This window comes from Nocardia sp. NPDC041819, from assembly GCF_055590505.1.
On record NZ_JBVJAP010000001.1, the window covers coordinates 315,463 to 333,778 of the forward strand.

An 18,316-nucleotide genomic window follows, 5' to 3' on the forward strand; every position below is an offset into this window, starting at 1 on the left:
ACGCCGGGGTGCGAGCAACTCCGCCTAGGCGCTGGTCGGTTCGAACCGTTGCGGTCGATGAGGATGTAGAGGCGCTGATCTTCGAGCGCTTGGTTTGTTGTGCTCGGCCGGAAAAGGTCGGCGCGAAATTGGTGCGACCTCTCGAGGCCAGGTGAGCGAAAATCGTGACAGATGCGAAAGAAAATACGGTGCAAATGATTTGACGTCGGAGATGCGGGTGGCGGACTTACACTCGGCCGGTGAGCATCCCCACGGAACCGATCGGTAGCATCCCTCGACCTCACGATCTGCTGGCCGCCATGGCCGACGATTCCGGCGACGCAACCGCGCTCGCCGAACTCCAGCGGAGCGCGGTCGCCGAGACCATCCGCAAGCTGGAAGAACTGGGCTCTCCCGTCGTCACCGACGGCGAGCAGTCCAAGCCGAGCTTCGCCACCTATCCGATCGCCGGGCTGGACAATTTGGCCCCGGACGGGGCGGTCATCCCGTTCGCCGACGGGCACCAAAGACAGCTGCCCCGGCTGGCCTCCGGCCCGTTCCGTTATGCCGCGCACGCGGCGGACTATCTGCGCGACGCGCGGCAGCACGCCACCGTTCCGGTGAAGCAGGCCGTCATCGCGCCGTCGGCGCTCAGTCTGCTGTATCCGGCCGACGGGATCGAGGGTTACCCCCGCGAGCAGTTCCTCGCAGACCTCGCCGACGCGGCCGAGGCCGACATCCGCGGCTGTCTGGAGGCGGGCGCGCACCTGGTGCAGCTGGACTTCACCGAGGGGCGGCTGTCGCTCAAACTCGATCCGAGCGGCGGCGTGCTCGACCAGTTCATCGAGCTGAACAACACGGTGCTCGATCGGTTTTCGGACGAGGAGCGGGCCAGGATCGGCGTGCACACCTGCCCGGGTGGTGACCAGGACTCCACGCACAGCCTGGACGTGGACTACGTCCAACTGCTGCCGAAGCTGCTGCAATTAAGGGTGGGCGCGTTCTACCTCCAGTTCGCCAGCGAGCCGGACCCGGAGAAGGTGCTCGCCGTGGTCGCCGAGCACCTGCCCGCCGAGGCACGGGTGTTCATCGGCGTCACCGACCCGATCGATCCGCGCGTCGAGACACCCGAACAGGTGCGTGACCGCGTGCTGCTCGCCGCTCGCTTCCTGCCCGTCGATCGGTTGGGCACCTGCGACGACTGCGGCTTCTCGCCGTTCGCCGACGACACCTCTACCTCACGGGAGACCGCGTTCGCCAAGATCCGCGCGCGCATCGAGGGCACGGCGCTGGCGGCCACGGAATTGGGTGTCTGATTCGCGCACCTGGACTCGGTTGAACGGCCCTGGCAACCCTCGGGGCCGTTCCCGATCGGTTGGGCAGGCTCGGAATGAGATGCCGCCGACGCACAATGGAGTCGGCAGCAGTTCACGGGCTCACGCGAGGCCGCTCGAGCCGTGAGCACCGTTCCGGTTCACCGGAATCACGGAATTCTCGACGACATCGCAGTGCAAGGACCGAACCCGATCGGAATCGGATTCACTCCGCTTCCCTGAGCGCTGGTGCGAGCACGCTGCCCGCTCGATCGACGCGCCAGCGATCGTCGCTGTGGACGATGCCGCCGGTTCCGTGACCGGAGCCGGGGACCGCTCGCAGCCGACGTCTCGCGGCGATGAACGGCCCGCTGACGAATGACCGTGCTCAGCAGCGGTGCAGCGCCAAGAGCAGGGTGTCCAGGATCGGTGATCGCCGGGCGTCGGCGCGCAGGACCGCCGACACGGGGATGCGCAATTTGGACTCGGCCAGCCGCAGCACCACCAGTCCCTCGGTCGTGCTCTCGGCGTACAGGACCGTCCACGCGTCGGGCCGGTTGATCAACTCCATCGTCGCCGTGTGATCGGGCGGGATCGGCGGTCCGAACGTGGGGCCGGTGGGCAGTTCGGCGAAGGCGTTGCGGATCACGGTGTGCAGCAGGACCTGTTCCTGCTCCGGCGGCAGCAGCAGCGGGTACGAACTCAGGTCCGCCAGGGTCACCGTGTCTTTGGTCGCCAGCGGATGTGCGCTGGAGGTGGCGATCACGAGGTCCTCGACCCAGAGTTGCTCCACCACGAGGCCCGGCTGGTCGACGCGGCCGCGAATGAGCGCCAGATCACAGTCCCCGTCGGCCACCGCGGTGATGCGCTGACGGAAGGGTTTGATCACGAACTCGATCTCCGCCTCCGGATGCGCGGCGCGCGCGGCCGCGATGGCCGACAGCGAGCGGGTGGCGAAGGACATGTTCGCGGCCAGCCGGATGCGCGGCCCCACCGTTCGCACGGCGGCCCGGATCGCCGATTCCAGGCTCAGCATTTGTTTCGCCAGGGGAAGTAGCCGGGCGGTCGCGTCGGTGGGGACGACCGAGCGGGTCGAGCGCTCGAACAGTTGCACGCCGAGGTCGCGCTCGAGCCGGGAGATCTGGTGGCTGATCGCCGACTGCGAGATGAAGCACCGCGCCGCGGCGCCGCTGAAGCTGAGCTCCTCGCACACCGCGACGAAGTAGGTGAGCTGCCGAAGTTCCACAGCGACCTCCTATTAATTACGAATCGAGATAAGACTCATCTGAATTATGCGCCCACACACCTGAAATATCCGTCCTCCGGATCGCGGTTGGTAATGAGAGAAGGAGGCTGTCATGCAGTACGTGGAAGCGGGAATCGAAACCGCGGGTGTCGTCATTGTCGGATCGGGGTTCGGCGGGCTCGCCGCCGCCAAGCAGCTGGCCAAGTCGGGGGTGGACTATGTGCTGATCTCCAGCACGCCCGAGCATCTGTTCCAACCGCTGTTGTACCAGGTAGCGACCGGTGTGCTCGCATCGGATGAGATCGCGCCGCCGATCGCGGGCATTCTGCGCCGCCATCGCGAGGCGGACGTGCGCCTGGGCACGGTGGTCGACATCGATCCCGATCGGGCCGTCCTCACCTACGAGCACGAGGGCGAGCGCCACCGCATCCGTTACGGCTCGCTGATCGCGGCCACCGGGGCCAGCCAGTCGTACTTCGGCCGGGACGATTTCGCCGAGAAGACCTTCTCGCTCAAGACCATCGACGACGCGCGGCGGCTGCGCGCGCAGATCCAGCGCGTCTTCACCGAAGCCGCGCAGGCCGACGAGCAGACCAGGCGCAGGCTGCTGAGCTTCGTCGTGGTCGGCGCGGGGGCGACCGGCGTCGAGGTGGCGGGACAGCTGAAGGAGCTGGCGAAACGGTATTACCACCAGGAGGTTTCGGTCACGCTCGTGGAGGGCGCGGGCGAGGTGCTTCCGCCGTTCGGGGGCGGGCTGTCGGAATACGCGAAGAAGTCGCTCACCCGCAGCGGCGTGGATGTGCTGCTCGGCACCTTCGTCACCGACATCGAGCACGGCAAGGTCACCGTCAAGAGCGCCGACGGGGTCGAGCACGGCATCGCGGCGGAGACGGTGGTCTGGTCGGCGGGCGTGCAAGCGGGCGGGTTCGCGAAGATCCTGGCCGAGGCCACGGGCGTGGCGACCGACCGGGCGGGCCGGCTGCTGATCAACCCGGACCTCACCGTCGGCGGTTACGCCGACATCTACGCCATCGGCGACATGACCTCGCTCAACGGCTACCCCGGCCAGTCGCCGGTCGCCATGCAAGAGGGCAGGCACGCCGCCGACATCATCCGCCGCAAGAAGCAGCCCGGTACCCCGTTCACCTACTGGGACAAGGGCAGCATGGCGGTCATCAGCCGGTTCAGCGCCGTGACGAAGCTCAACGAGCGCATCACCTTCCGTGGCGTCGTCGCCTGGGTCATATGGCTCGCGGTGCACTTGTTCTATCTGGTCGGCTTCCGCAACCGCTTCGCCGCGGTCGCTTCGTGGTTGGTCGCGTTCATCGGCACCGGACGTCCCGGTTTCGCCGAAGAGGACACGACTGCGCCGAAGGTACACGCCGCGCGAAGCCGCGCCGCTTGATCACTTCTCGCACCTGAGGAATCGCGCTGCTCGCTGTCGGAAGCGGCGCGATTCACGGTGTGCGGCCGGCGCGCAGCTTGCCACGCCGCACTGGACCACAACGGCGACCCGCGCGACAAACCGCATGTCGGAAGCGTTTGCGATGCCGATGGACGAACACGGTGGAACCGTTCGGTGAACGCTCGGTGTGACCGCCGTCTCGTTAACCCAACCGGCATCGCGGCGACACTTCGAGGTTGCTGAGGCGCATTGTCGGACTGGCTTCATCATGGATATGACTATTTCGTCCGTGTTGACAGCCCCGGCTCGAGCGACGGACTCCGGGGAGGGGCGGCCGCGCTACTCGCTGGTGGTCTCCTCCGACCGCGACCACCGTGTCGCCGCACAGCGCCTGCGCTACAACGTGTTCGCGAACGAGCCGGGCTTCCGGATCCCGGACGCCGGAACCGGCCTGGACGCCGACCGATTCGACGAGCACTGCGACCACATGCTGGTGCGCGACGACGCCAGCGGCGAGTTCGTCGGCTGCTACCGGATGTTGCCGCCGGACCGAGTCGCCGCCGCGGGCGGGTATTACACGGCGACGGAATTCGATCTCGCCCAATTGGATCCGGAGGGGATGCGGATCGTCGAGATGGGCCGCGCCTGCGTGGTGCCCGACCACCGCAACGGCTCGGTGCTCACGCTCATGTGGGCGGGCATCCTGCACTACATCCAGCTCACCGGCTACGAGTGGGTGATGGGCTGCGTGTCGGTGCCGATGCAGGACACCCCGGCCGACCCGCCCGGGGTGAACGTGCGCGGCGTGCGCGACATGCTGCTCGGCAGGCACGCCTCCGACCCGGAGCGCCGGGTGCACCCGCACAACCCGGTGATCGTCGACGGCAAGTCCCTGGACGAACTGACGCCGCCGTCCCGGCCGAAGCTGCCCCCGCTCGTGCGCGGGTATTTGCGGCTGGGCGCGGAGGTGTGCGGCGAACCCGCTCACGATCCCGATTTCGCGGTCGCCGACTTCGTCGTGCTGCTCGGGTTGGACACCATCAACACCCGGTACCTCGACCGACTACAAGACGCGGCCGCGTCGCTCGACGGGGGACGGTGAGGACCGTGGTTTTCGACGCGCCGCCCGCGATGTCCACCGCACACGCTTGGATGCCGTCGAGCCCCTGTGGGCCCGGCTGCCTGGATTCGATCGACGGGGTTGGACCGGCGCGGGTGGCCGCCCGGTTGGCCGGGGTCGCCGGACTGCTGCTCAGCTTCCCGTTCGCGAACGCGGTGACACCACGGGGCAAGCGCGTGCCGTTGCAGCGCGGCTACGCTCGCCTACTGCTCGGTTGCCTGGGCATGCGACTTCGGATCGTCGACAACCGAGGGGTCGTGAACGAGCGCGGTGTCGTCGATGAGGGCGACGCCGCGCTCACACCCCCGGGCTTCGGGACGGCGGGCCATGGCGTGCTGGTCGTCACCGGGCACATCGGCTGGACCGACATCGTCGCGCTGGCCTCGGTGCAGCCACTCGGCTTCGTGGCCCGCGCGGACATGGTGGACTGGCCGCTGATCGGCAAGCTCGCCGAACTGATGCGGGTGATCCCGATCGAGCGCGAGAGCCTCCGGCAGCTGCCCGGCGTAGTGGCCGCGGTAGGAGCGCGACTGGCCGCGGGCGAGCGGATCGGCGTCTTCCCCGAGGGCACCACCTGGTGCGGCCGCGCCTACGGCACCATGCGTTCCGCGCTGTTCCAGGCGGCCGTGGACACCGGCACGCCCGTGCAGCCGGTGCGATTGCGGTACCTGGACCGGCGCGGCGTGCCGTGCACGGTGCCCGCGTTCGTCGGCGCCGACACCTTCGCCTCCTCCGCGCGGCGGGTGCTGCGCTCGCGCGGGATGGTCGCCGAGGTGGTGCTGGAACCGGTGCTGGAACCCGGCACGGACCGGCGCGAGCTGGCCCGCCGCTGCGAGGCTGTCGTCCGCGGGACCGCGGTGTCGCGCCGTGGGGCGGTCGAAGCCACGGAGTGGATCGAGGCCGGGCACACGCGGGTGCAGGACCCGTCGCTCGCGGCCGACGCCCCCGAGGTACGCAGGCCACGCCGCGCGATGCTGCGCGGCCGCCGGAGCGCCGCCGCCGCGCGGTAGCGACTCGGCAGCTCGATGGCCGAGACGCCCTGGTCCGCGACATCGCTCTTCCTGAGACACTGCCGCTGCTCTCCGAGCCGGGGCCCGCACCCGCGCCCATCCGGATGTACCGGTGCCGCGCCGTGCTCACCCGCATGTGCCGCGCCGCGGTCACACGCGGGAGGCCCGGAGCGGCTACCAGCGGACTACGGCCCCTGCGTCCGGGCTACGCCATTACCGAGACACACGGTGGAGCCGTATCCACACAGTTCCGGGGCGAGCCGACATCGGCCCGCCCCGGCAACAGTGGGAGAACTCAGAAGCCGCTTCCGGTCGGCGGGCGGAAGCCGTTGTGCCAACCGGGCCTGCCGTGGTCCCAGTCGTCGTGGCGGTCGCGGCCGCGGAACCAGTCGTCGTGACGTCCACGGTCCCAGTCGTTGTGCCGTCCGTTGTTCCAGCCGTCGTGACGGTGACCGCCGTGGCCGTGCCCGGGGCGGCCGTGGGCCGCGTCGACCTGGTCGGCGGGCTCGAGCACGATCGGGTCGGCGAGCGCGGGCACCGCGACGGCGGTGAGCGGCATCAGGGCGAGTACGGACGCGGCGGCGGCGCGTGCCAGTACACGTCGCGTACGTCCATGGGTGCGTGGGTCCATCGGAACTTCCTCACTGATCGATTCGTCCGGTAGTCGACCGCCCGGCGTCCCGGTCCTGGATCCGGCTTGCGAACGGACCGACCGGCGATCAATACGTTGAACAACGTACCGCTATTCAGCGGTACATTCAATAGGTGAGAACCCTGAGATCCGGCCGGTCACATGGCTTTCGCGGCCCCGCGCGGGCGCGCGAGCAGGGGGGAATAACCGGCTCACCGTGACGGCTATCCTTAACTGGTCATGAAGTCGGCTTTTTCGGGTCCGGTCAACGGTGCTGCGCCCCACACGGTCTACCTCGATCACGCGGCCACCACACCGATGCTGCCCGCGGCCATCGAGGCGATGACGGCTGCCCTGCGCACCACGGGCAACGCCTCATCCCTGCACGGCTCTGGGCGCGCCGCCCGGCGGCTGCTCGAAGAGGCGCGCGAATCGATCGCCGCCGACCTGGGCGCCCGGCCCTCGGAGGTCATCTTCACCTCCGGCGGCACCGAGAGCGACAACCTGGCGGTGAAGGGGATCTTCTGGGCGCGCCGCGACGCCGATCCGCGCCGCAACCGGATCATCGCCAGTTCGATCGAGCACCACGCGGTGATCGATGCGGTGGAGTGGCTGGAGCGGCACGAGGGCGCCGAGGTCACCTGGCTCCCGGTGGACGCGGAAGGGATGGTCACGCCCGCCGCGCTGCGCTCCGCGTTCGCCGCGCATCCCGACGACGTCGCGCTGGTCACCGTCATGTGGGCGAACAACGAGGTCGGCGCCATCCAGCCGATCACCGAGTTGGCCGCCGTGGCAGCGGAATTCGGCGTGCCGATGCACAGCGACGCGGTGCAGGCGGCGGCGCAGCTGCCCATCGACTTCGGCGCGAGCGGCCTCTCCGCGGCGAGCTTCGCCGGGCACAAGGTGGGCGGGCCGCACGGCGCCGGGCTGCTGCTGCTCGGCAGGCAGGTGCCGTGCGTGCCGCTGCTGCACGGCGGCGGCCACGAGCGCGACCTGCGGTCGGGGACCTCGGACACCGCGGCCGCGATCGGGCTGGCCGCGGCGCTGCGCCAGACCGCGGTCGAACTGCCCGTCCGCACGGCCGAACTCGTCGCCTTGCGGGAGGCGTTGATCGACGGGATCCGCGCCACAGCGCCCGACGCGGTGCTCAACGGCCCGGCGGACGAACGGCGTCTGCCCGGCAACGTGCACGTCACATTTCCCGGCTGCGAAGGGGATTCGCTGCTGATGCTGCTGGACGCGGCGGGGATCGAATGCTCGACCGGTTCGGCGTGCACCGCGGGCGTCGCCACGCCCAGTCACGTGCTGATCGCCATGGGCGTCGAGCCGTGGCAGGCGCGCGGCTCGCTGCGCTTCTCGTTGGGGCACACCTCGACGCGCGCCGACGTGGACGCCGTGCTGAAAGTATTACCGCAGGTGGTGGAGCGGGCCAAGGCCGCGGGCCTGGCCGGTGCGAAAGGAGGTGTCTGATGCGGGTACTCGCCGCGATGAGCGGTGGTGTGGATTCGGCCGTGGCGGCGGCGCGTGCCGTCGACGCCGGTCACGAGGTGGTCGGCGTGCATCTGGCGCTGTCGGCGACACCGGGCACGCTGCGAACCGGATCGCGCGGCTGTTGCTCGAAGGAGGACGCCGGTGACGCCCGGCGTGCCGCCGACGTGCTGGGCATCCCTTTCTACGTCTGGGATTTCGCCGACCGCTTCAAGGAAGACGTCATCGATGATTTCGTCGCGGCCTACGCGGCGGGTGAGACGCCCAATCCGTGCCTGCGCTGCAACGAGAAGATCAAGTTCTCCGCGCTGGCCGACCGCGCGGTGGCGCTCGGCTTCGACGCCGTGGTCACCGGGCACTACGCACGGCTCGAGGACGGCGTGCTGCGCCGCGCCGTCGACGCCGACAAGGACCAGTCCTATGTGCTGGCGGTGCTGACCGCGCAGCAGCTTTCGCGCGCGATGTTCCCGGTGGGCGACACCCCCAAGCCGGGGATTCGCGCCGAGGCGGCCGAGCGCGGCCTGGCCGTCGCGAACAAGCCGGACAGCCACGACATCTGCTTCATCCCCTCCGGCGACACCCGCGCGTTCCTCGGCGCGAAGATCGGCATCCGGCCCGGCGCGGTCGTCGACGCCGACGGTCAGGTGCTCGCGCGGCACGAAGGCGTGCACGGATTCACCATCGGCCAGCGCAAGGGATTGGGATTGCCGGGTCCGGCCGCCGACGGCAAACCGCGATACGTCACCGGCATCGATCCCGATTCCGGCACGGTGCACGTCGGCTCGGCCGAGGACCTGCGGGTCCGGACGATCGAGGCGGAGCGCGCGATATGGACCTCCGGTTCCGCGCCCGCGGGCCCGATCGAGTGCGTGGCGCAGGTACGCGCGCACGGCGGCACCGCGCCCGCGGTCGCCGAGTCGGTCGATGACGGACTGATCGTGCGGCTGCGTGAGCCGCTGACCGGCGTCGCGCGTGGCCAGGCGGTGGTGCTCTACCGTCCGGACCCGCAGGGCGACGAGGTGATCGGCAGTGGGACCATCTCCGGTACCGTGCGGGAACCTGTCGCTAGCGAAACGGGGGCCGAGGCGGCGCGGTGATCCGGCCCGCCCGGCGCGGTCTCCGGCGTCGTCTTCTCCCTCGCCGCCCCTTGTGGTGTGGGGACCGAAAGGCCCTGTAGCTGTTGCGGACGACGGAATCCCGGAATGGCGGAATCGAACGGACGGAGTACGGCGACAGTGGACGACACCGGCACGGATGACGTGACGCGAGACGGCGGGGCGGACGTGGCGACCGAGCCGGTGCGGCTGCGGGGCGGAATCGCCACCGGTGTCGGCTCCTGGCCGGGCACCGACCCGCGCGAGGCCGCCGCGACGATCGTCGGTGAACTCGGCGAACTGCCGCACCTGGTGGAATTGCCCGCTCGCGGCGCGGGCGCGGACCTGATCGGCCGGGCCTCCGCGCTGCTGGTGGACCTGCGATTCGACACCACGCCCAGGGGCTACCGGCTCGCGCCACGCCCGGGTGCGGTCTCGCGGCGGGCCCATGACCTGCTGCGCACCGATCTGGACGCGCTCGAGGAAGCGTGGGAGAACGCCGGTCTGTCCGGCCGCGGCCGTCCGGTGAAGGTGCAGGCGGCGGGACCGCTGACGTTGGCCGCGCAGGTCGAGCTGCCCGGCGGTCATCGCGTGCTCACCGATTCCGGCGCGGTGCGTGACCTCGCGGAATCCTTGGCCGAGGGGCTGGCGCAGCACGTGGCTGAGGTGCGCAAGCGGCTCGGCGCGCAGGTTGTCTTGCAGTTGGACGAACCGTCGCTGTCGGCGGTGCTGGACGGCTCGCTGCGCGGGGCGAGCGTGCTGAACACCGTGCGCGCACTGCCCGAGCCGGAAGCGCTGGCCCTGCTCGACACGGTGATCGCCGCCCAGTCCGCGCCGGTGCTGGTGCACAGCTGCGCAGAGCCGCCCGCGCTGGGACTGTTGCGCCGCAGCGCCGCCGACGCGATCGGTTTCGACCTGAGCATGATCGGCGCCGAGCAGCTCGACGATGTCGGGGAGGCACTGGAAGCGGGCAAGCAACTGATGCTCGGCGTCATCCCGACCGAAGCGCCTGCCACGGCGGTCACCTGGCGGACCTTCGCCGAACCTGGTGTGCGGCTGATCGACCGGCTCGGCTTCGGCCGCCGTACGCTGGCCGAACGGGTCGCGGTGAGCCCGGCATGCGGTCTGGCGGGCGTGCCGCTGGAGTGGAGCAGGCGAGCGCTGCGTTTGTCCGCGGATATCGCGCGCGCGTATGCCGAAGAGCCGGAGGAGCTTTCGTTCTCCTGACGTTCTCGGTCGCGGTGCGAGGGCGCGGATCGTCGTCCAGCCGATCACTCTCGCGGCGGCAACCAGCTCGGTCGTGGGGAGGCACTGTTCGTTGGATCGCCGGCGCTGGTGCCGAACTACGGTGGGTAGGGTGCAGCGTCTGGAACGCCCGGTCGTCCTCGCGATGATCTATACCGTCGGCTCGGTTCTGCTCGGTCCGGCCATCTACCTGGGTGGATATGTACTCTTCACCGACGGGCTCATGGATTACTGCGACAGCGCTGCACGCGAAGGGGCGTTCAGAGCGGCGCAGGGCTTTCAAATCGCCGGGGCGAGCGCCATGCTGATCGCCGGGTTCGCTCTGCTCGCCGGGATGACACCTCGGGACACGGTGCTCCGATGTGGAAAACGGACCGGCCGGAATTCGTGTCCTGCGGTGCGGCGACGTGCGCGAACACGGCGATGTGCTGTCGGTGCCCTCCGCTAATGTGCGTTGGGTGAGTGACAGCGACAGCGCGGCGGCCCCGGCGTCGGCAGAGCAGCGGGTGGAGTGGCAGCGACTCGCGGACGAGGTGCGTGAGCATCAGTTCCGCTACTACGTCCGGGACGCGCCGATCATCTCCGACGGCGAGTTCGACGCGATGTTGCGGCGGTTGCAGGCCATGGAGGACGAGCAACCGGACCTGCGCACGCCGGATTCGCCGACCCAGCTCGTCGGCGGCGGCTTCGCGACCGACTTCACCGCCGTCGACCACCTCGAGCGGATGCTGTCGCTGGACAACGTGTTCGACGTCGACGAGCTGCGCGCCTGGGCCGCGCGGGTGGAGGCGGAGACCGGGCCGGACCTGCACTACCTGTGCGAGGTGAAGATCGACGGCGTCGCGCTGAACCTGGTCTATCAGAACGGGCGGCTGGTCCGCGGCGCCACCCGAGGCGACGGACGCACCGGCGAAGACGTGACGCTCAACGCGCGCACCATCGATGACATCCCCGGCGAGCTGGCACCCAGCGAGGAATTCCCGATCCCGCGGTTGCTGGAGGTCCGCGGCGAGGTCTACTTCCGGCTGGAGGATTTCGAGACGCTCAACGCCGCCATCGTGGCCGAGGGCAAGCCGCCCTACGCCAACCCGCGCAACACCGCGGCCGGGTCGCTGCGGCAGAAGGATCCGTCGGTCACCGCGCGGCGCAGGCTGCGGATGATCTGCCACGGCTTCGGCCGGATCGAGGGCTACACGCCGACCTCGCAGTACGAGGCGTACCGCGCGCTCGCCGCGTGGGGTCTGCCGGTGTCCGAGCACACCAGGCGGGTGCAGGGCATCGACGCGGTGATCGAACGGGTCGCCTACTGGGGCGAGCACCGGCACGACATCGAGCACGAGATCGACGGCCAGGTGATCAAGGTCGACGAGACGGCGCTGCAACGCCGCCTCGGCTCCACCTCACGCGCCCCGCGCTGGGCGATCGCCTACAAGTACCCGCCCGAGGAGGCGACGACCAAGCTGCTGAACATCCAGGTGAACGTGGGCCGCACCGGCCGGGTGACGCCGTTCGCGGTGATGGAGCCGGTGTCCGTCGCGGGATCCACGGTCGCGATGGCCACCCTGCACAACGCCGCCGAGGTCAAGCGCAAGGGCGTGCTGATCGGCGACACGGTCACCATCCGCAAGGCGGGCGACGTGATCCCCGAGGTGCTGGGGCCGGTGGTGGACGCGCGTCCCGAAGACGCGCGCGAATTCGTCATGCCGACGCACTGCCCCGAGTGCGGCACCGAACTGCGCCCGGAGAAGGAGGGCGACGCCGACATCCGCTGCCCGAACCAGCAGTTCTGCCCGGCGCAGTTGCGCGAGCGCGTCTATCACGTGGCCGGCCGCGGCGCCTTCGACATCGAGGCCCTCGGGTACGAAGGCGCGATCGACCTGCTGAAGTCCGGCGCCATCACCGACGAGGGCGACCTCTTCGACCTGGACGAGGCGGCGCTGCTGACCACCTCGCTCTACGCCAACAAGAACGGCAGCCTCTCCGCCAACGGCAAGCGGCTGCTGGAGAACCTGGCCGTGGCCAAGGACCGGCCGCTGTGGCGGGTGCTGGTCGGCCTGTCCATCCGGCACGTCGGGCCCACCGCGGCGCGGGCGCTGGCCGCCGAATTCGGCAGCCTGGACCGTATCGAGCAGGCGTCGGGAGAAGAACTGGCCGCGGCCGACGGCGTGGGCCCGACCATCGCGGCCGCGGTGGCGGAGTGGTTCACGGTGGACTGGCATCGCGCCGTGGTGGCGAAATGGCGGGCGGCGGGTGTGCGGATGGAGGATGAACGCGACGAATCCATCGAGCGCAACCTCGATGGCCTGTCCATCGTGGTGACCGGCTCGTTGCAGGGGTTCACCCGCGACGGCGCCAAGGAGGCGATCCTGATGCGCGGCGGCAAGGCCGCTAGCTCGGTATCGAAGAAGACCGCGTTCGTGGTGATCGGTGACGCACCCGGATCCAAGGCCGCCAAAGCGGAGGAACTCGGTGTGCCGATCCTCGACGAGGAGGGGTTCCGGCGGCTGCTGGAGGACGGCCCCGTAGCGGTCGCGCCGGAGACGGCCGCGGAGGATGCCGAAGCCGAGGAGTGATCGGCGCTTGACCTGAAGTACCGTTGAGGTATGAGGATCGACTGGTAGGCGACAACCAGGAGGTCCATCATGTCTCGTCCTACCGCACTGGTCACCGGCGCGTCGGCCGGATTCGGCGCGGCCCTCGCGCGGGCGCTGATCGAACAGGGGTGGCGGGTGCTGGGGACCGCGCGTCGTGCCGACCGGTTGACGCTGGTGGCCGCCGAACTCGGACCGGAGTTCCGCGCGATCCCCGGTGACGTCACCGATCCCGCGGATCGCGCACGGCTGGCGGATGCCGCGCGCGCTGCGGGTGAACTGGGCTTGGTCGTGAACAACGCCAGCCGCCTCGGCCCGAGTCCGCTGCCTCGCCTCGCGGACTATCCGCTCGAGGAATTCGAGCGTGTACTTCGCACGAATGTGCTTTCGCCACTCGCGATTCTGCAGTTCACGTTGCCGCTGCTGCGCCCGGGCGGCGCCGTGGTGAACATCAGCTCCGACGCCGCGTCGGAGCCGTATCCCGACTGGGGTGGATACGGGTCGTCGAAGGCGGCGCTCGACCAGCTCACCGCCATCCTCGGCGCGGAGCATCCGGACCTGTCGATCTACGCGTTCGACCCGGGTGACATGCGCACCGAGATGCATCAGGCGGCGTTTCCCGGCGCTGACATCTCCGACCGGCCGGAGCCCGCGACGGTGGTACCCGCGCTGCTGCGGCTGCTCGCGGAGAAACCCAGGAGCGGGCGGTATGCCGCAGCGGATTTCATGGCCGGACGGGCGTCATGACAGTGCGCACCACCCTGCCGTCCTTCGACCTGTCCCCGGAACGCAACGCCGCCGTCCCTCCCGAGGCGCGGGGTATCGCGCGCGACGACGTCCGCCTGCTCGTCGCCGATGGGGAACTGGCCCACGGCATGTTCCGTGAGCTACCGGACCGGCTGCGTCCCGGCGATCTCGTGGTGGTGAACAACTCGGCGACCATGTCGTCGGCCCTCGACGCCGCGCTGGAGGGCGAGCCGGTGGTGCTGCACTTCTCCACCTGGCTGGACGACGGCCGCTGGGTGATCGAGGTGCGGACGACGCGGCGCACTCCCTATCCGGCGCAGCGGCCCTCGTCCGGGACCGTGCTGCGACTACCGGGCGCCACGGCGACGCTGCGCACGCCCTGGCTGCCCGGCGGACGACGTCTCTGGAGCGCGGACGTCACCACCGACGTGCCTCGGCTACTGGCCGCGCACGGCAGACCGATCACGTATTCGTATGTGCCACAACGATGGTCGGCCTCCTACTACACGACGGTCTTCGGCCGGGTGCCGGGCAGCGCGGAAATGCCCAGTGCGGCACGCCCTTTCACAGAGCGTCTGGTACTGGATCTGATCGCCGCGGGTGTCGCTCTCGCGCCGATCACCCTGCACACCGGGGTCTCGTCGCCGGAGGCGGGGGAACCGCCGAGCCCCGAGCGGTTCGTCGTGCCGCCCGCCACGGCGCGGCTGGTGAACGCCACGAAAGCCGCGGGCGGACGCGTGGTCGCGGTCGGTACCACGGTGACGCGGGCGCTGGAAACCGCCGCCGACCCCTCGGGCCTGGTGCACGCCTCGCGCGGATGGACGGACGTGGTGCTCGGAGTGGATCGCCCGGCCCGGGTGGTGGACGGCCTGATCACAGGCTGGCATGCGCCCGGCGCGTCACACCTGGACCTCCTCGTCGCGGTGGCAGGGGAGGAAACCGTCGCCGCGGCCTACGCCGCAGCCGTGGACACCGGCTATCTGTGGCACGAGTTCGGCGACAGCGCGCTGCTGTTCGGTCCGGGCGGTCGACTCAGCCGACCGTGACCGTGGCGCCCAGCTGACCCGCGATGTCGAATCGTCCGCAGCGGCCGCCGCTCAGGTCGAGCTTCTGGGTGATCAGCTTGCCGCGGCGATTCTTGAACGTCGCTTCGGCGGACACGTCGGCGCTCGCGGTCGAGCACACTTTCGACACCACGCCGGGCGGGTCGTAACTGACCGTCCCGCTGCCCTGGCAGGTGTTCGTGCTGTCGGCCAGGAATACGCGCGCGGAGCCCTCCGGACACGGCGCGTCCGCCACCGCTTCCGGCGCCACGACCAGCGTGCCGAGCGCGAGCGCTGCGATCACCGAGCTGCCAACCACAAGACGACGAACCGTCGGTTCCATCGATACCCTCATCCCATCGAACATTCCGGCAGTACGCCGCGAAACACCGCAGCGTGCAGGCATGCTAACCCGCTATCACCAGGCTTGTCCCGGCGACCGATGTGCGGCTGCCGCGAGTCCGTGGGCGTTCACGGCGCTCGTCGTGCCGAGTTGTGCCGGGACGCACGAACACCGGGCAACGGCTGGTCGAGGAGCCGGTCGAAGGCCCGCTTCCCGGTCGAGGCGACCATCACGAGAACCGCTCGGTCGTCCCCGCCGACGTGCACAAGGTGCGCTCCGCGGTGGCGGTGAGGCGTTCCACGGCGTCCTCCACGCCGAGTCCACGTCCGGTGATCAGCAGGTCGAGACTCTCGAAACTGGTCAGCGCCCAGAGGACGTCGATGGCCCACTCGACGGAAACGTCGTCGCGGAGGACTCCCGCAGCGGCCAGGCGCTGGGCTAGATGGGCGACTCCGCCTCGTCGATCGTCCTCGATGCGGCGCACGGCTTCCGCGGCCGAGGTGGGGTCCAGGCGGTCCATCGCGTGCAGGACCCGATAGATGTCGAGATCGCGCGCCTTCATGCGACTGGCGGCGGCGATGGCTTCGCGAAGATGGGTGCGAGGATCGTCGGCTCCGACCGCGGCGGTCAGCTCCCCGATGCCCGTCCGCTCGGACAGATCGGCGACGAAAGCGTCGAAAAGTCCTGCGCGAGAGCCGAAAACAACGTAGATCGTGGAGCGGGACACGCCGGCGATCCTGGCCACCTTGTCGAGACTCAGCTGCTCTGTGGGGGCCTCACGTAACCGCTGCGCGACGGCGTCGAGGATTCTCCGCCGGGTCTGTTCGGCGCCCTCGGCGCGCGCGACCTGATCGTACTTGCGCTTGGTCATGAGCTTCATCCTGCCATTTTCAGTTGACAGACTGTCCGCCTAAAGCTCATTCTTTGACAAGACAGACTGTTCAATGAAATGGAGCCGGAGTGATGCGTTCGTCTGTACCGAGAGCCGACTACGGTCTGCTCGCGCTCTGGCCGACGGGGCTCGTTCTCGTCTTGGCGCAGGAGATGTCCGCCTGGGCCTCGCCGCTGTTCATCGCCTCGCACGTGATCTATGTGCTGTGCGCGGTGGTGCTCGTGCAGCGTCTCGCGCCGGCCACGGAGCGGGCTGCGACGACGTTCGTGCTGGTGGGGATCGGATTGTTCGCTCTCTGCGGGTTCACCGGAGGTCCCACGGCCCGCCACTCCGGGGCCATGATGGTGAACACCGCCGCGCTGCTCGTCATGTCTGTGGCGCTGCTGACCGGCGCTGTCGGACTGCTGTTACAACATCGGCGGTCGGATTCGATAGCCACGGCGGTGCGGGCGATCGTGCTCTTGGCAGTCGGTACCTGTGGGTTCTGCATGAACCTGCTGGCTCGATTCGCGATCGTGCTCACGGGCGCCGATCAGCAGCAACTTGCGGTCGAGGAAACCCATTGGATGGCCTGGCGATACCTGCGCGGGCTGGACGGCCCCGTGGACTTCGTCGGTTACACGCTGGTCTGGCTGGATCTGGTGCAGCTCGCGTACATCTGCACCGCATACATGGCGGCAGCGGCGCTGTCCCGGCTGGTCACAGCGGAAGCGGCCGTGCCTCGGCGTGCGGGAGTGGTCCTCACTCGGACCGGCTACGGGCTGGCGGCCGCTTTGTCGGCCGGTGCCGTACTCGCCGTCGTCATGCCCCGGTCGGTCGATGAGCTTCCCGCGATCATCGCCTTCGTCACCAGCATTCCATTCATGGCGACGCTGGTTCCCTTCGCCCTCGGCGTGACGGTGCTGGCCGCCACCAGGGACCGTGCTCGACAAACTCAGGAGTTGAAATGAACATCGTGACAGCGCTTGTCGGGGGTGTGCTGGCGTTGGCCGTGGCCGGTTCCGCGGCGGCTACCCTCGCACGTCAGCCGAAGCTCGTCGGTATCGTGGCCGGGGTCGGTTTCCCGGTGCGCCACATGTGGATGCTGGGAGTGGTCAAGCTCGCAGCGGCCCTCGGATTGGTCTGCGGGCTCTTGTGGTCGCCTATCGCGATAGCCGCTGCCGGCGGTCTCGTCGTCTACTTCTGTGCCGCGCTCGGAATGCATCTGCGCATGCGGCAGCGTGACATTGCGGCGCCGGCGGTATTCCTTGCCCTGTCGGTGGTGACTTTGCTGCTCGCGGCGGTCGGAATTCGCCTCACACATTAAGGACGCCAATCGTGCTCAACGACAATTTCCCTCGCTCGAACGCCTACCACCCCGATTGGGTGCGGTCCGGTGTCAGTGGGGGAGCCAATCCTCTGTGGCTCACCGAATGGTTGACAGAAGCCCTCGAGCTCCGGCCCGGTATGCGGGTCTTGGATCTCGGCTGCGGGCGAGGGGCGTCATCGGTGTTTCTGCACCGGGAGTTCGGCGTGCAGGTGTGGGCGGCAGACCTGTGGTTCAGCCCAGACGAACGCGCGGCCCGCTTCCGCGACGCGGGCGTAGCGGACCATGTGTTCCCGATCCGCGCCGACGCGCGCGCCTTACCGTTCGCCGGGGAGTTCTTCGACGCTGTCGTGAGCATCGACTCGTTCGTCTACTACGGCACCGACGACCTCTATGCCAACTACCTGGCCGCCTATGTTCGGCCCGGCGGGACGATCGCGATCGCAGGCGCGGGCCTGACCCAGGAAATCGACGAACCGTTTCCCGATCATCTCCGGCCATGGTGGGAGCCGAGCATGGCTTGCCTGCACTCGGCGTCCTGGTGGCGGCGGCACTGGCGAAGCAGCGGCGTCCTCGAAGTCGACACCGCGGACACCATGCCCGATGGCTGGCAACGATGGCTGGACTGGCAGCTCGCGGTCGCGCCGGAGAACACCGTCGAGATCCGCACGCTCGAACAGGACAGCGGTAGGTACCTCGGCTACGTGCGCGTCGTCGCCCACCGTGCCGACCGCGCCCTCGACCCGCCGATCACCACTGTGGCCACTACCTATCAGCCGCATCCACTGCTGCGTGGGAGCCGACCGGAACACCGGTGATGATCGCTACCGCAGGCACCATCGGCGGCGGAGGAACGCTCGCCG

At 69.3% G+C, this 18,316-nt stretch carries 17 protein-coding genes; 13 read left to right on the forward strand and 4 right to left on the reverse strand.

Annotation, left to right across the window (positions count from 1 at the left end):
• Window positions 1-239 precede the first annotated feature (239 nt).
• Complete coding sequence (locus ACZ6DL_RS01455; protein WP_466048292.1) at window positions 240-1,295, forward strand: uroporphyrinogen decarboxylase/cobalamine-independent methonine synthase family protein; 1,056 nt, start codon at window positions 240-242, stop codon at window positions 1,293-1,295.
• A 385-nt stretch (window positions 1,296-1,680) separates the two neighbouring features.
• Here ACZ6DL_RS01455 and ACZ6DL_RS01460 read toward each other — a convergent pair whose 3' ends face one another.
• Complete coding sequence (locus ACZ6DL_RS01460) at window positions 1,681-2,538, reverse strand: LysR family transcriptional regulator (protein WP_466048294.1); 858 nt, start codon at window positions 2,536-2,538, stop codon at window positions 1,681-1,683.
• Between the two features lie 112 nt (window positions 2,539-2,650).
• Here ACZ6DL_RS01460 and ACZ6DL_RS01465 point away from each other — a divergent pair, with 112 nt between their 5' ends.
• From ACZ6DL_RS01465 to ACZ6DL_RS01475, 3 genes are all read left to right on the forward strand, one after another.
• Complete coding sequence (locus tag ACZ6DL_RS01465; RefSeq protein WP_466048296.1) at window positions 2,651-3,943, forward strand: NAD(P)/FAD-dependent oxidoreductase; 1,293 nt, start codon at window positions 2,651-2,653, stop codon at window positions 3,941-3,943.
• 274 nt (window positions 3,944-4,217) lie between these two features.
• Window positions 4,218-5,045 carry a GNAT family N-acetyltransferase gene (locus tag ACZ6DL_RS01470; protein ID WP_466048297.1) on the forward strand — a complete coding sequence of 276 codons (828 nt, stop codon included), beginning with the start codon at window positions 4,218-4,220 and terminating at the stop codon, window positions 5,043-5,045.
• A gap of 5 nt (window positions 5,046-5,050) precedes the next feature.
• Window positions 5,051-6,073 carry a lysophospholipid acyltransferase family protein gene (locus ACZ6DL_RS01475; RefSeq protein ID WP_466048299.1) on the forward strand — a complete coding sequence of 341 codons (1,023 nt, stop codon included), beginning with the start codon at window positions 5,051-5,053 and terminating at the stop codon, window positions 6,071-6,073.
• A 295-nt stretch (window positions 6,074-6,368) separates the two neighbouring features.
• Here ACZ6DL_RS01475 and ACZ6DL_RS01480 read toward each other — a convergent pair whose 3' ends face one another.
• Window positions 6,369-6,704, reverse strand: a complete 336-nt coding sequence (locus tag ACZ6DL_RS01480) for a hypothetical protein (protein WP_357033520.1) — start codon at window positions 6,702-6,704, stop codon at window positions 6,369-6,371.
• A gap of 240 nt (window positions 6,705-6,944) precedes the next feature.
• Between ACZ6DL_RS01480 and ACZ6DL_RS01485 the strand changes: the two genes are divergently transcribed.
• The 6 genes from ACZ6DL_RS01485 (at window position 6,945) to ACZ6DL_RS01510 (ending at window position 14,915) form a co-directional block, all read left to right on the forward strand.
• A complete protein-coding gene (locus ACZ6DL_RS01485) occupies window positions 6,945-8,174 on the forward strand; it encodes a cysteine desulfurase family protein (RefSeq protein ID WP_466048301.1) in 1,230 nt (409 codons plus the stop codon).
• Window positions 8,174-9,289 carry a tRNA 2-thiouridine(34) synthase MnmA gene (gene mnmA, locus ACZ6DL_RS01490; protein WP_466048303.1) on the forward strand — a complete coding sequence of 372 codons (1,116 nt, stop codon included), beginning with the start codon at window positions 8,174-8,176 and terminating at the stop codon, window positions 9,287-9,289. The genes ACZ6DL_RS01485 and mnmA overlap by 1 nt, the downstream gene beginning before the upstream one ends.
• A gap of 138 nt (window positions 9,290-9,427) precedes the next feature.
• Entirely contained in the window at window positions 9,428-10,513 is a 1,086-nt protein-coding gene (locus tag ACZ6DL_RS01495) for a methionine synthase (protein WP_466048305.1), read from the forward strand.
• 476 nt (window positions 10,514-10,989) lie between these two features.
• Window positions 10,990-13,104, forward strand: coding sequence for an NAD-dependent DNA ligase LigA (ligA, locus tag ACZ6DL_RS01500; protein WP_466048307.1), 2,115 nt, complete (start codon window positions 10,990-10,992; stop codon window positions 13,102-13,104).
• 69 nt (window positions 13,105-13,173) lie between these two features.
• The gene (locus ACZ6DL_RS01505; RefSeq protein ID WP_466048309.1) at window positions 13,174-13,869 is read left to right on the forward strand and encodes an SDR family NAD(P)-dependent oxidoreductase; all 696 of its coding nucleotides are present in this window, start codon (window positions 13,174-13,176) and stop codon (window positions 13,867-13,869) included.
• Window positions 13,866-14,915, forward strand: a complete 1,050-nt coding sequence (locus tag ACZ6DL_RS01510; RefSeq protein ID WP_466048311.1) for an S-adenosylmethionine:tRNA ribosyltransferase-isomerase — start codon at window positions 13,866-13,868, stop codon at window positions 14,913-14,915. Before ACZ6DL_RS01505 ends, ACZ6DL_RS01510 begins: the two co-directional genes overlap by 4 nt.
• Here ACZ6DL_RS01510 and ACZ6DL_RS01515 read toward each other — a convergent pair.
• Together ACZ6DL_RS01515 and ACZ6DL_RS01520 are read right to left on the reverse strand one after the other, a co-directional pair.
• Entirely contained in the window at window positions 14,902-15,255 is a 354-nt protein-coding gene (locus ACZ6DL_RS01515) for a hypothetical protein (protein WP_466048313.1), read from the reverse strand. The two genes, ACZ6DL_RS01510 and ACZ6DL_RS01515, sit on opposite strands and share 14 nt — an antisense overlap.
• 229 nt (window positions 15,256-15,484) lie before the next feature.
• Window positions 15,485-16,126, reverse strand: a complete 642-nt coding sequence (locus ACZ6DL_RS01520) for a TetR/AcrR family transcriptional regulator (protein WP_466048314.1) — start codon at window positions 16,124-16,126, stop codon at window positions 15,485-15,487.
• Between the two features lie 92 nt (window positions 16,127-16,218).
• Here ACZ6DL_RS01520 and ACZ6DL_RS01525 point away from each other — a divergent pair, with 92 nt between their 5' ends.
• Genes ACZ6DL_RS01525 through ACZ6DL_RS01535 form a run of 3 tightly spaced genes read left to right on the forward strand, consistent with a single transcriptional unit; the run spans window position 16,219 to window position 18,271 of the window.
• Window positions 16,219-17,097 carry a hypothetical protein gene (locus ACZ6DL_RS01525; RefSeq protein WP_466048316.1) on the forward strand — a complete coding sequence of 293 codons (879 nt, stop codon included), beginning with the start codon at window positions 16,219-16,221 and terminating at the stop codon, window positions 17,095-17,097.
• Window positions 17,094-17,453 carry a DoxX family protein gene (locus tag ACZ6DL_RS01530; protein ID WP_466048317.1) on the forward strand — a complete coding sequence of 120 codons (360 nt, stop codon included), beginning with the start codon at window positions 17,094-17,096 and terminating at the stop codon, window positions 17,451-17,453. Before ACZ6DL_RS01525 ends, ACZ6DL_RS01530 begins: the two co-directional genes overlap by 4 nt.
• A gap of 11 nt (window positions 17,454-17,464) precedes the next feature.
• A complete protein-coding gene (locus tag ACZ6DL_RS01535; RefSeq protein ID WP_466048319.1) occupies window positions 17,465-18,271 on the forward strand; it encodes an SAM-dependent methyltransferase in 807 nt (268 codons plus the stop codon).
• Window positions 18,272-18,316: the final 45 nt, after the last annotated feature.